This is a genomic window from Paenibacillus gyeongsangnamensis (assembly GCF_027533625.1).
GTDB lineage: Bacteria > Bacillota > Bacilli > Paenibacillales > NBRC-103111 > Paenibacillus_G > Paenibacillus_G gyeongsangnamensis.
This window is the reverse complement of record NZ_JAQAGZ010000005.1, coordinates 217,304-229,715: the sequence shown is the minus strand read 5'-3', so window position 1 is coordinate 229,715 and position 12,412 is coordinate 217,304. Positions and strand designations below refer to the sequence as shown.

Below are 12,412 nucleotides of genomic sequence, written 5' to 3'. Positions count from 1 at the left end.
GCGTTTATCAAGGTTGATGCGATGCTATAAGTTGCGAACACTTATAAAGTCTTATCAACTAAAAAAAGCACGCCCCGGACGGCAGGAACTTGGATCTCCAATTCCTTGCTGCCGCGGCGTGCTTTTGGCCGTTATGTTCTTCCAACCAATATGGTCAAATCAACTGTTATTTCTTTAAGGTTCCTGTCTAAAGCTTGCTGGAGACGCTCTTCCGCCACTCCCCAAGACAAGGGCGTCATCCGGAGCAGCGGCTGGATGAGCGTATCGTCCAAAGCATAACGGTAGCGTACCCGGTCCGCTTCCACCAGCTTGAAATGCTCTTGGAAACGGCTTACCGTGCGATCGTTGGAATAGCTTGGTTTCCCCGTCCCCCCATGGATCAGCTCTCTCCACTCTTTGAGATAATCCTTCCCGGGAATCACCTTGATGAGCGCTCCGTCGTCCGTCAGCATCCGCCGAAACCCAGCATAATTGGAAGGGGACAGCATATTCACAATGCAATCGAAAGAAGATGGGGCAAACGGACAATGGGCAAGATCGGCAACGCACCAAATTGCATTCGGATACTCCCTCGATGCGAGCCGGATCCCATCTTTGGAAAGATCCACGCCGACTCCCAGCAGTTCCATGCCGAAATCTCGTCGGATAGTTTCCTGCATGCGGTGTAAATGCGTGCCTTCGCCGCATCCGGCGTCCAACAAACGGATGCGCTGATTCTCGGCTCGGCCGGCCTTCACGATCTTCTTGCACAGGATGTCATAGAGCGGGTCAAAAAATCCGCTTCTGCCAAGGATCCTTCGGGATGCAAACAAACGTTTATCGTATAGGGTATGGACGGGACGAACGGATAAATTGACATACCCCTGCCTGGCAATGTCGAAGCAATGACGACGGCGGCACACGAGACTTTGGGAATGAGCCGTTTCCATCGGACTGAAGCAGATCGGACACCGAAATAGGTCTTGATATTTGGATAGAAGATTAGCATGTTCGGACACAATAAAAGCACCCCGTTCATTCGTAATCGGTGAATGAAAAAAGGCACAGTCAAATAAACCCTAGTCATCTTTTTCAAAAAAATGACCGGATTATCAGGCTGTACCTCTTTCTATCGTAAACGAATGAATTGGATGATCATGCTTGAAGCACTCCCATGCGGGTCATGTTTGGTTAATCCGTTGGTTATTATAGCACAAAAATAGAGCGCCTGCCGGCGCTCTTACCCTAATGATTTATTCCGTATTAGTTCGAGATAAATTCTTGTACCCATTCGCCGTTATAATAAGCGACACCGATTTTGGTGTAGTTCGGGCTAAGAATATTTTGGCGGTGACCCGGGCTGTTCATCCATGCCGTCATAACTTCTTGCGGGGTACGTTGTCCCATAGCGATGTTCTCGCCTGCATAGGAGTACTGGATCCCGTATCGATTCATCATGTCGAAGGGCGAACCGTAGGTCGGAGACGTATGGTCAAAATAATGATTGTTGTACATATCCTTCGCTTTATCCAGTGCCATCCCTGTTAGGGCGCTGTCGCTCGCCAGAGGATTCAAGCCGGCCTTAGCGCGTTCTTGATTCACCAGCGTTAAGACTTGGCTGGCAAAGGCGGATGTCGTCGTGCTGCCGCTCGGCTGTTGAACCGTCGTTCCCGTCTTGCCAGGAACGTTCAGCACCATACCCGGCCAAATGATGTTCGGATTGGCTACTTGCGGATTAGCTGCAATCAGCGATGCCAGACTGATTCCACGGTTCTGGGAGATTTTCCACATGGTGTCATTGCCCGAAACGGTATATGGTGCAGCCGAGACCGCGCCGGCTCCTACAATCATGCTGAGTGCCAAGGCTCCAGTTACAATCGACTTCTTGAAACGCATTAAATAACTCTCCTTTTCACGGCCTGCGAGGTTAGCTGACGGATTCGGGTCAAAGAGCAAGCACCCGGCCACATGGCGTGGCTTCACCCCGGAAAACTTGGGTTCCCCCGTGCTTCTGAACTGAAGCTTCGGCCTTTAATTTGGACTCCAACAGGGACGGAAGCTCCCGTCCTGGTGGGCACGTCCATTTTAGCATGCTCAGTCCGCCCAGACACCCCTCAATTTTTCCCATGTCAAGGAATCTTACGAACGACCGTACCGGATCAGACTGCCTAGCTCAGTCTTCACAAGCCGATAGCCAGTCCACCCCTCGGATAACAGCGCCACCTGCCGATCCGTATCGAAGCTGTCGATATCCGCCGTCTCGTTCGGGGGGACTTCTTCTCCCGCGGACATATTGCGGAAGAAGATATACCGCCAGCGGCCTCCATATTTCGGCTTCAGCCCGACAATCCGAAGGCCCGCGCTGAATTTATCCTGCAGGCTCGCATAATTGCCTGGAGCCACCGTCGCGCAAACATACCGGTAATCGCCCGGAGCACCCGGTCCAGAGCCAGCTGCCTCAGCCGCTGCTGCAGCCCATTGCCGCGAAAATCCGGATGGACGGCGGATGCCTCGAAATGCACGACGTGATGCCGTTCCTCTTCATCCAAGCCGACATCGCCGCCCAGGTTATGCGTCCTGCCTCCCGGATAGTAGAAGACGCGGAAGGCCACTAACTGCCCCCTAACAGACACCCCCAGCGCAAACCCGCGACCCCGAAGCATATCGCACAGTTCTTCCCTGCTCAGCGGACAGAATGAGTCCGGATCCGCAAGATTCCGGGCGATGTACGACTGCAGCGCAGCCACAGCTTCCTCATCTCCGGCCGTCAGCTCGCGCACCGTAGCTTCCATCAGATCTCCCTTGCACAGCAGGCTCCAGATTTGAGGCAGCTTCCCTTGCTCGTTCATCTCCCAGCTTCACTCCTTTCACAACATTCGTTGACATCCTTAGTCGCGATTCGTTGACGTTTTATTTCGCGGCTTATCTCGACGGTCCGTTCACAACCTTCAGCGCTTCCCTCACGCTAAGCGGGGACAGCGGCTGCTCCGCGACAAAAGCCCTTACCGCGTTCTCATCCGTCTTGGAGTACTCGCGCAGCGCCCAGCCGATCGCTTTGCGGATGAAAAACTCCTTGCTGTCCGCACATTCGCTTATAAGCCGGAACAACAGCTTCGTGTCCGTTCGCCGCTTATAGCCCAGCTGAAACAAGATCGCCGTACGCTGCAGCCATAAATTCCAGGACGCCATCCAACATTCCACGCAGCCCGGAATTTGCTCCGGGAAGCTTGCCAAATGCGCTCCGACACCGTGCGATGCAAGCCAGTCCACCGTATCCCACCATGATTTGGCCAGAATAAGCTCCTCCAAGAGCTCGATCCGCGACGGATCCGTTTCTTTCCGGCGTTTCTCGAGCAGCGTCATGGCTACATATTGGAACTCCCGCTCCGGGAGCCGCCATAAGGCGCGCACCACCATTTCCAGCGCCTCTCCTTGCGGCACGCCGTGCTCTTTGATGAACGCCCGGGTAAGCTCCTTTCGCTCCGGCGATTTGATTCCGAGGAACGGGAACTGGCCGCGCATATAAGCCTCCATCGGCCCAGCCTGCTCCATATTGGCATGCTCACGCATCCAGGATTCCAGCCTTGCGACGTAACGGTCCGGCGTATTCATTCGCAAACTCCCTCCCCTGACTTCATCTTCTTTACCGTACTGCTCTCCGGTCCTCGGCCCCATTCCTTTCACCCTTCCTTACCGGATGAACAGGCGTATAAAAGGCCGCCGGGGAGATCCCGGCAGCCTGCAGCACTCATTTACTTTCTAACAAAGCCGGCAAAAGGCCGCTGCGCTTCCTCCACCGAGGAGAGCGGAACCATCTCGGCCGCCGCCATCATCCGCTCCCAGATCGGCCATACGACCGGAGACCGGTGGGCCGCATCCTTGGCCGCTTCGGACTTCCACTCGAAAAGCTCGATCAGCGTTCCGTCCGCCGCCTGCAGCTGCACGAAGGGGAAGTCGGTGATCAGCCCTTCCCGCCGAAGGGCAGGCTCGTGCTCCCGCAAAATTTCGCGCAGCTCGGCTTCCTTCCCCGGATGGGGACGATAGGACGCAATCGCAAACAAGGTTTTTTCGGACATCGGTACATTCCTCCTGTCACTTATCCCCGCAATACGGGGGTCTTACGCCTGCCGCTTCTTCATTTGCTCCTCGATCAACCTAGTCATTTCCGTATCGCTCCACTTCTTGAGCATCAAAACCAGCGCCCGTCTCACCAAGCCTCCGCGTCGGCGGGATACACCAGACCGATCTGACGCCGCACCTCATCCATGATGCTCATGACGGCCAGCGAATTCGCATGCGAGTTCACCCGGGATTGCCGCTGCCCGGTCCGGATCAGCGAGATGAATTCCTCGGTCTCATACCGCATCGTCTTGCCGCTCTGCAGCACCGTGAGATCATCCATCCGGCCGTCCCGGAACCGCAGCTCCACGCGCTCCGGCTGGTTGATTTTATCGATGACCAGCGTAGCGCGCTCTCCTTGGATCTCCGCCGGCAGGAACGAGTGGGCGATCTTCGAGTACATGATGACCGCGTCCATCTCCTTATATTTCAGCAGCAGGCTCCCTTCCCCGTCCACGCCTGAACCGAGCATCCAGCCTTGCGCCTGAATGCGCTCCGGCATCCCGAACAGCACCACAAGCGGGTAAATGCAATAGATCCCGAGATCCATCAGCGCCCCGTTCGAGAACTCCGGCTTGAACGCGTTCAGCACGTTCCCTTCCTTGTAGGCGTCATACCTCGAGGAGTACTGGCAGTAGCTCGCAAAATAACGCCGCACCTGTCCGATCTCCGGCAAATGTTCCCGTACCGCTCGGAAATTCGGCATCAACGTGGACTTCATGGCCTCCATGAGCAGCACGCCGTTCGTTTCGGCCGCCGCGACCATCGCGGTCAGCTCCCGCGTATTGGAGGCGATCGGCTTCTCGCACAGCACATGCTTGCCGTGGTTCATGCATAGTATCGCCTGATTCGCGTGAAACGCATTCGGGCTGGCGATATAGACGGCGTCGAACGTGTCGCTCCGGGCCATCTCCTCCAGATCGGTGAACCGATTCGCGATCCCATGCTTGTCCGCGAAAGCATTCGCCTGCTCCTCCGTTCTGGAATACACGGCGGTCAAGGCGAATTCATCCAGCTCCCGTGCCGCGTCGATCCACTGCTCCGTAATCCAATTCGTGCCGATCACAGCAAAACGTACCATATCCGCTCCATCTCCCTCTAAAAATCCTTGATTCCCGGAAACCGCCTCTCGACATCCGCCATCAGCTCCCGATAGGTCAGCAGAAATTCGTTCAGCGTAAGCAGCTCCGGCGTACGGAGGCGTTCCTCTTCCGTATGGCCGTTCAGTATGCTTTCCATGCCTTCCACCTGATACTTCAAATCCTTATATGTCTGACCCAGCTTCTCGATCATGACGCCGATCAATGCGTTGTATCGCTCCATCGCGGCACCCTCTATCGTTATCGGTTTGGCTTTCCTCTGAACTCCATTCTAGTCGATCGGAATCGGAAATCACAACCTTACCGTTTCGCAGTTCCCATCTTGGAGCGCAGCAGGTCAGAGTAGCCGTCGTAGGAGGTCACGGCGATGCCGTCCAGGAACAGCACATCGGTGATGCCCTGTTCCTTCACGAAATCGAGCACATTCGTCTTGAAGTACCGCAGATCCAAAAACAGCACCTGCTCATAATGCGGCAGCAGGAACGGAATAAACGGGTTGCCGTAGGAATCCTTGATGACCAGGAGTCGCTTCCCGTTCGCGTTCTCGGTCTCAATGCGTCCCCAAGGGGAATCTCCCTCCAGGAACACCTGGTAGGCTCCCCCTTCTTTGCCCGCATAGCCCGGGTCCACCACATTGCGCTTTAGCGGCACGTCATCGTACCAGTAGAGCGTGTAATGATGGGGAACAAAAGGCTTGTAGATCGTGATCGTATCCGGGTTTTTCTTCAAATTTTTGTTGAGCGTTGCGGCATAAGCGCTGCCAAGGAATCCCGGAACCTCCGCCGTATCATATCGGCTTAACGGAACGGCCGTTTCCCCGGTACGCTCGGCGAACGCCCTGTAAGCATAATAGGCGCCCAAGGCGGTCCAGTGATGATCCGTACGGAAATAGGTATATTCATTGCTATGATCAGCCAACGGCTTATAGGCGTCGACAGGAACGATCCGGCCGGAGAGCCGGCGGTTGACACCGGCGATGGCGTCCTTTTGCGAATCGGAGAGCGATCGGTATTTGTCCATATTCAGGAATTCGACGGCCGACGGAACAAGCAGCGAATACACCTTCACCCCCGGGTCGATGGACTCGGCAAAAAGATTCAGCGACTTCGCATAAGCCTCCGCGTCGCTGTCGTTATAGCTGAAGAGCGACATGGCGCGGTCCTTCACCACCAAGTATTTATCCGATTCCGTGCCTTCCAGCTGGCCCTTCTCGTCTTTGGCGGCTTGAGACTGCGGGGCCAAGGCCGGGGCCGGGCTATCCGCGAGCGCGGAAGCGGAAGCCGGAACGGCGGCGGAAGCATAGGTCCCGGACGCTACGCTTGTCTTGTCCAAGCCGGATGCGGGCGGGGTTGCCGCCGTCATGTCCTGGAACATGTTGTTGCCCTTCTGCACGACGATGGAGGCTTGATCCCCCGCCGGAATGCCGCGCAGCTCCTTCAAAGCGCTTCCCGCATGAACGAAAGCGTCCCGGAAGGCGAAATGGTCGGCGAAGTAATTGTCATAATCCCGGAAATAACTCCCCGTCCGGAGAGCTTCCCAGCTGAATTGGGGCAGCGCCTTGAGCGCGCGTTTCTCAAGCAGCGAGATGTCCTGGCGGTTCGGCACGGCCGCATTGTACAGCGACAGCAGGAACAGCGGAATCAGAAACAGGAAAACGTTCAATTTGTGCATGGCTTCCGTCCTTTAAAACCGGTAGTAGAGAAACGGATTGTAGGTGCTGCCCACGAGCAGCAGCGTAGAGACAGCGAATAGGCCGAAATTCATGACCGGCACCAATGTCCGTCCGAGCGCAGTATCCTGCAAGCGGAGGAGGTCTATGATTCTCCGCGCCAGGAAGGCCGGCAGAGGCGTCGCCCCGATGGCAGCGAGGAGGAAGATGAGCAGGTTATCGTAGAACACGATCCCGAGCTCCACATTCGCGAGCGGCTTCCCGGTCGCACCGAACATGACCTGGATCAGGCCGAGCCCCTCGCTCAGGTCGGTGTAATAAAACCAGACCCAGCCGATCAGCATAGCCGCGGTCAAATACGTATGGGACACAAGCCGTGGGGCCGCCTCCAGCAGCCGCGACAGGAACGCCCGCTCGAGCCAGATCAGCAATCCGAAGTAAAGGCCCCACACGATAAAGTTCCAGCTGGCTCCGTGCCACAGCCCCGTAAGGAACCAGACGACGAACAGGTTGCGGAGGTACAAGCGGCGGTTTCCGCCAAGCGGAATGTAGACATAATCGCGGAAGAAGCTTCCAAGCGAGATATTCCACCTTCTCCAAAATTCCGACGCCGACCGGGAAACGTACGGGTAGTGGAAATTTTCGCGCAGGGTGAAGCCGAACATCTTGCCGAGACCGATCGCCATATCCGAGTAGCCGGAGAAGTCGAAATAAATTTGCAGCGCAAAGAGCGCGATCCCGAACCAGGCCCCGAGCACGCTGTGCGTCCCGGCTCCGCCGTGCTGCAGCAAATTCGTCACATGCTCGCCGATGGTGTTGGCGATGATGACCTTTTTGCCGAGGCCGATCATAAACCGGGTGACGCCCTCCGAGAACAGGCTCAGCGAGAACGGGCGGGACTTCATCTGCTCCTCGATATCGACATACCGGATAATGGGACCGGCAATCAGGTGCGGGAAGAAGGAAACGTACAGAAAAATGTGGGCGGGCGATCTCGGCGCTTTGAGCGTTCCCTTGTACACGTCCGCCATGTACGAGATGATCTCGAAGGTGAAGAACGAAATGCCGATCGGCAGCCCGATCTCCTGATGCGGCAGATTCCAATGCAGCAGTGCGCTCATATTGTCCAGCAGGAAGCCGGTATATTTGAAATAACAGAGCACGAGCAGGTTGACCGCGACGGACAGGACGAAGAGCGGCTTCGCGAGCCGCGTCCCTCGGTACTTCTCGATGGCGAGAGCGAACAGATAGCCGAGGAAAGCGCAGGCGATAAGCAGCACAATCCATACGGGCTCGCCCCAAGCGTAGAAGGCGAACGAGAATACGATCAGTACCGCGTTGCGGTAAGCCATGCGGCCCGAAAGAAAATAAACCGCAAGGAGCATGGGCAGAAACAAATACAGGAAAATCAAGCTGGAAAAAACCACGCTGTGGCGCTCCTCTCCGAAGGTTAAGCGGATAACGGCGGAACCGCCCGCTTATTTGGCGTCTTGCGACTCGCTTGGCTTCACGTTAGCCCGGTACAGATCGCCATTCCAGTCGACCTGGGCGCCTAGGGCTTCCGCTACGAAGCGCAGCGGCACGTATAGATGCCCGTCCACGATCTGAGGCTCTGCGTCCATCGTCACCGTACGGCCGTTCACGGACGCTGATCTGCTGCCGAGACTTACCTCAAGCTTGGCCTTATCCTTTGTTATGGAAAGGCTCGATGTTGCCCCGTCCCAGCGGTACTCCTCCTTCAAACGGTTCAAGAGCACCCGGAAAGGCACCATGGTCACGTCTTGATCGACATAGCCGTAGTAGTTGCCTACGGATTGCCCGTTCACCTGCAGCTGCACCTGCGGACTAGCCGTCTGCCGGACGATCAGCGCGTTGCTGAGCAGCCTGCCGGGCGCCCGCAGCATCCGCCCCTTGTAGTACAGCGCGGAGCTGGCTCCGCCATCCAGGTTGATGGCGTCCTTCATCCCGATCTCCACCATCACATCCGCCATTTGTTCGATCGTGCAGTACGAGACGGTCCCGAAGACAAGCTTGCCTTCCTGATCCACTCCCGCGAAGCTTCGGACATTCGGCCTCTCCGTGACCAGCGGATCGTTGAACCGGTCCCGCTCGAAATCAAGATCGACCCGGCCCTCCGTCACCAGCTTCGGTCCGGCTCCGATCGCCATCCGTACCTGATCGATCGGCACACTCGCTTTCGTATCGAGGTTCGTGACGGTCTGGCTCACGCTGAATTTATCGCCGGCCTTTACGATCTTGATTGTACGGTCGAACGTGAAGTCGGAGGAAAGGAGCAGTACCTTCCCTCCGGCCGGAATCGCCGCCGTCCCTTCAGCGGTCACGGAAGCGACCTTGCCGTCCGGTCCGACGACGATTTTCACCCCAGGATACGACAGGTCGTCCCCGTAGTCCTTGGTGAACAGCCAAGCGCTATGAGGAACGTCGCCATAGTATACGTCGACGCCGGCCAGGAGCGAGCTCCAGCTCCCCGCCCTCACCGTGCTGTTCACCTGCAGCCGCTGGACCGACGCTTCTTTATCCGTCGAGACGGTAATGGACGTTTCCTTATCCCCGCTGTATAACAAATCGTTGTTATTCATGACGAGGCCATAGGGCGTCCGGTAGGATATATCCTCCGTGAAGGCATCGAAGAACGTACCGTTGATGCCGGCGGCCGCATCGTTATCCGCCAGCATGTCGCTGAATTTCTCCACGCTTCCGAGCTCGCGGTTCGCGGCCACGGCTTTCACTTGAATCGTCGGATCCTTAAGATTGACGCGGATGATATCAAGAGTGTACGTTGCGCCGTTCGATTGGACTTGACGGTGCTCGTGCGCAATGGGCGGCTCGGCTGCCGATGCGAGACGGGAGAAGCAGATAAGCATGACGGCGGCAGCCGCAAATATCATCCGATAGGGTTTCCGGAAGGTCAAGGTGACAGCTCCTCTTCTGCAGATCCGGTTGAACGATCTGGTTATTTATGGTACATATTCGGCGAAAAAAGTGAAAATCCTGTAGAATTCTGTAATTTAATAGACTAAGAAGGCACCTCTGCATGGGTTGCAGGGTGCCTTGGTAGATGGTTATGGAAAAGAACTACACCGCTCGAAGAACAAGATGAAGCGTGATCCCGGAAGGATCTTGAACGATAACGGCCGTTCCTTCCCGCTTGAAAGGAAGACCCGCCGCCTCCAGCCGACCAATTACCTTTTCAAGGGCTTCCGGCTCCGGCAGCTCTATCGTGTAGTACGACAAACCTGCAGCCGCCTGTGGAGCGAGCGCTGCCCCGACGCCGGCCCAGACGTTCAGCCCGATGTGGTGATGATAGCCCCCGGCGGACAGGAACAGGGCGGAATCGTCCATATGCGCCGTCACGTCGAAGCCCATCACCCCGTTATAGAAGCTGCGCGACCTCGCGAGATCCGAGACGTGAAGGTGGATGTGTCCGATGATCGTGCCCTCCGGCAGCCCTGTCCATTCCTTGCCTTCCGCCAAGTCGAGCAAACCGTCCCAATCGATCGGGTCAACCGCCATTCGGACCTCCCCGCGCTCGTCCCAGCTCCAAGCAGGCCGCGGCCGGTCGGCATAGATTTCGATTCCGTTATTGTCGGGATCGGCAATATAGAGCGCTTCGCTGACGAGATGGTCCGCTTGCCCGATATGGATGCCGGTGCGGATCAGATTCCGCAGAGCAAGACCGAGCGCTTCCCGGGTTGGAACCAGAAGCGCATAATGATACAGTCCAGCCGCGGAACGGCGGGGAAGCTTGACCGCATCCGGGATTTCCTCCAGCAGCACCAGCGGACGCTCCCCGTCCGCCGTAAGCTCCGCCGAGCCGCTCCCTTCCTTCAACACTTGGAGTCCTACCGCCTCGCGGTAAAAAGCGATCGATCGCTTCAAATCGCTGACTCGCAGCTTCACCAGACCGATTCCCGTATGCGGGTGAATCGTAAACGGCGTATCCTGAATGACATTCGGCATCGTTTTGCCCCTCCTGGTCCTCACCGCGGACGATCTCCTCGTCCGTTTTCATCATCGTTTTTCACTAACTTATTTTAGTATAGCTATTAAATATTTTTATTTCAATCCTAAAAACTCCCCACCTATTGTATCCAATAATAACCAAGCTACTCCGGTTTCTCCGAATCCCCCAATACGGCTGGGCGCTTGAATTCGTTGACACCTTCTGGGCATTCGCGGAATACAGTACCTTAGATCATCCTGAAAAAAAGAAGGTGCATTCCGTGCTAATCCATGTAATTTCCAAAGGAGAGAATTTGTGGCTGCTCTCCAATATGTACGGCGTTACGGTCCAGCAGATCGCGGCGGCTAACGCGCTCCCCGATCCGAGCAAGGTTACGATCGGGCAGGCGCTCGTCATCCCTGCGCCTCCTCGCTATACCGTCCGGCCGGGCGATACCCTGTGGCAGATCGCCCAGCGTTTCGGCACAACCGTCCAAGCCTTAATCCAGGCCAATCCCGGGGTTAATCCTAACCAGCTCTACCCCGGTCTCGTGCTCAATCTTCCGCAGAAGCCGAAGCCGCTCATTGAAGTAAATGCATTCACCACGGAGTTTAACCCGGCCGGGGCTGCCGAAGTACGGGACATCGGAGGTCATCTGACCTATTTGGCCCCGTTCGGGTACAAAATCAAGGCGGACGGCAGCCTCGAGCCACCGAACGATGTGCCTTTGATACAAGCGGCTCAGTCGACACGCACCGTGCCGATGATGGCCGTAACGAATTTCACCGCCACCGAGCCGGGCTCCAACAGCGCTCACATCATTCTAAGCAGCCCCGAAATTTCGAATAAGGCGCTGGACAATATTGTAGAGACGATGAAGAGCAAAGGCTACCGTGGGCTGAACGTCGACTTCGAGAACATCCTGCCGGCCGACCGGGAGCTGTATAGCGATTTTATACGCAAAACGGCGGCGCGGATGCATGCGGAGAACTTCTTCGCCTCCTCCTCGCTCGCTCCCAAAACCAGCGCTACCCAGACGGGCGTGCTTTATGAGGCGCACGATTATCCCGTACATGGAGCCCTTCTCGACTTTGTCGTGCTGATGACGTATGAGTGGGGCTACCGGTTCGGCCCTCCTCAAGCGATCTCTCCGATTAACGAAATTAAGGCCGTCCTCGACTACGCCGTAACGGACATTCCAAGGAATAAAATTATGATGGGCTTCGAGCTGTACGCCCGGGATTGGGTTCTGCCGCATGTGAAGGGACAGGAAGCCGAAACGTTCAGTCCGCAGGCGGCCGTCCTCCGGGCCGTTCAATATGGGGCGGAGATTCATTACGATCCGAAGGCCCAGTCTCCCTATTACCGTTATACGGATGCGCATGGGCGGCTGCACGAGGTATGGTTCGAGGATGCAAGAAGCGCTCAAGCGAAGTTTGATTTGGCGAAGCAGTACAACTTGCGCGGCATCAGCTACTGGGTGCTCGGGTATCCGTTCCCGCAGAACTGGCTCCTGCTCGCCGACAACTTCAGGGTGAAGAAGCTGATGTAACGACAACAAGCGTCCCCCATGTACAGGGA

At 56.4% G+C, this 12,412-nt stretch carries 13 protein-coding genes and 1 riboswitch; of the genes, 1 reads left to right on the top strand and 12 read right to left on the bottom strand.

Annotation, left to right across the window (positions count from 1 at the left end):
- Positions 1 to 131: 131 nt before the first annotated feature.
- The 12 genes from O9H85_RS09745 to O9H85_RS09690 all read right to left on the bottom strand — a co-directional run bounded on the left by O9H85_RS09745 (position 132) and on the right by O9H85_RS09690 (position 10,848).
- A complete protein-coding gene (locus O9H85_RS09745) occupies positions 132 to 998 on the bottom strand; it encodes a putative RNA methyltransferase (RefSeq protein ID WP_269881136.1) in 867 nt (288 codons plus the stop codon).
- A 244-nt stretch (positions 999 to 1,242) separates the two neighbouring features.
- A complete protein-coding gene (locus tag O9H85_RS09740; RefSeq protein ID WP_269881135.1) occupies positions 1,243 to 1,875 on the bottom strand; it encodes a CAP domain-containing protein in 633 nt (210 codons plus the stop codon).
- 5 nt (positions 1,876 to 1,880) lie between these two features.
- Positions 1,881 to 2,019, bottom strand: a riboswitch (cyclic di-AMP (ydaO/yuaA leader).
- Between the two features lie 99 nt (positions 2,020 to 2,118).
- Entirely contained in the window at positions 2,119 to 2,382 is a 264-nt protein-coding gene (locus O9H85_RS09735) for a hypothetical protein (protein WP_269881134.1), read from the bottom strand.
- Positions 2,316 to 2,828, bottom strand: a complete 513-nt coding sequence (locus O9H85_RS09730; protein WP_269881133.1) for a hypothetical protein — start codon at positions 2,826 to 2,828, stop codon at positions 2,316 to 2,318. Before O9H85_RS09730 ends, O9H85_RS09735 begins: the two co-directional genes overlap by 67 nt.
- Positions 2,829 to 2,901: 73 nt before the next feature.
- Positions 2,902 to 3,591, bottom strand: coding sequence for a DNA alkylation repair protein (locus O9H85_RS09725; protein ID WP_269881258.1), 690 nt, complete (start codon positions 3,589 to 3,591; stop codon positions 2,902 to 2,904).
- Positions 3,592 to 3,731: 140 nt separating this feature from the next.
- The gene (locus tag O9H85_RS09720; protein ID WP_269881132.1) at positions 3,732 to 4,055 is read right to left on the bottom strand and encodes an antibiotic biosynthesis monooxygenase; all 324 of its coding nucleotides are present in this window, start codon (positions 4,053 to 4,055) and stop codon (positions 3,732 to 3,734) included.
- 131 nt (positions 4,056 to 4,186) lie between these two features.
- Complete coding sequence (locus O9H85_RS09715) at positions 4,187 to 5,179, bottom strand: Gfo/Idh/MocA family protein (RefSeq protein WP_269881130.1); 993 nt, start codon at positions 5,177 to 5,179, stop codon at positions 4,187 to 4,189.
- A gap of 17 nt (positions 5,180 to 5,196) precedes the next feature.
- Positions 5,197 to 5,421: a hypothetical protein gene (locus tag O9H85_RS09710; protein ID WP_269881129.1), complete on the bottom strand. Its 225-nt coding sequence runs from the start codon at positions 5,419 to 5,421 to the stop codon at positions 5,197 to 5,199.
- Positions 5,422 to 5,498: 77 nt separating this feature from the next.
- A complete protein-coding gene (locus O9H85_RS09705) occupies positions 5,499 to 6,869 on the bottom strand; it encodes a DHHW family protein (RefSeq protein WP_269881128.1) in 1,371 nt (456 codons plus the stop codon).
- 12 nt (positions 6,870 to 6,881) lie between these two features.
- On the bottom strand, positions 6,882 to 8,294 hold the full coding sequence (locus O9H85_RS09700; RefSeq protein WP_269881127.1) for an MBOAT family O-acyltransferase: 1,413 nt from the start codon (positions 8,292 to 8,294) through the stop codon (positions 6,882 to 6,884).
- 51 nt (positions 8,295 to 8,345) lie between these two features.
- Positions 8,346 to 9,800 carry a stalk domain-containing protein gene (locus tag O9H85_RS09695; RefSeq protein WP_269881126.1) on the bottom strand — a complete coding sequence of 485 codons (1,455 nt, stop codon included), beginning with the start codon at positions 9,798 to 9,800 and terminating at the stop codon, positions 8,346 to 8,348.
- Between the two features lie 163 nt (positions 9,801 to 9,963).
- A complete protein-coding gene (locus O9H85_RS09690) occupies positions 9,964 to 10,848 on the bottom strand; it encodes a VOC family protein (RefSeq protein ID WP_269881125.1) in 885 nt (294 codons plus the stop codon).
- A 263-nt stretch (positions 10,849 to 11,111) separates the two neighbouring features.
- Here O9H85_RS09690 and O9H85_RS09685 point away from each other — a divergent pair, with 263 nt between their 5' ends.
- Positions 11,112 to 12,383, top strand: a complete 1,272-nt coding sequence (locus O9H85_RS09685; RefSeq protein WP_269881124.1) for a LysM peptidoglycan-binding domain-containing protein — start codon at positions 11,112 to 11,114, stop codon at positions 12,381 to 12,383.
- Positions 12,384 to 12,412 lie beyond the last annotated feature (29 nt).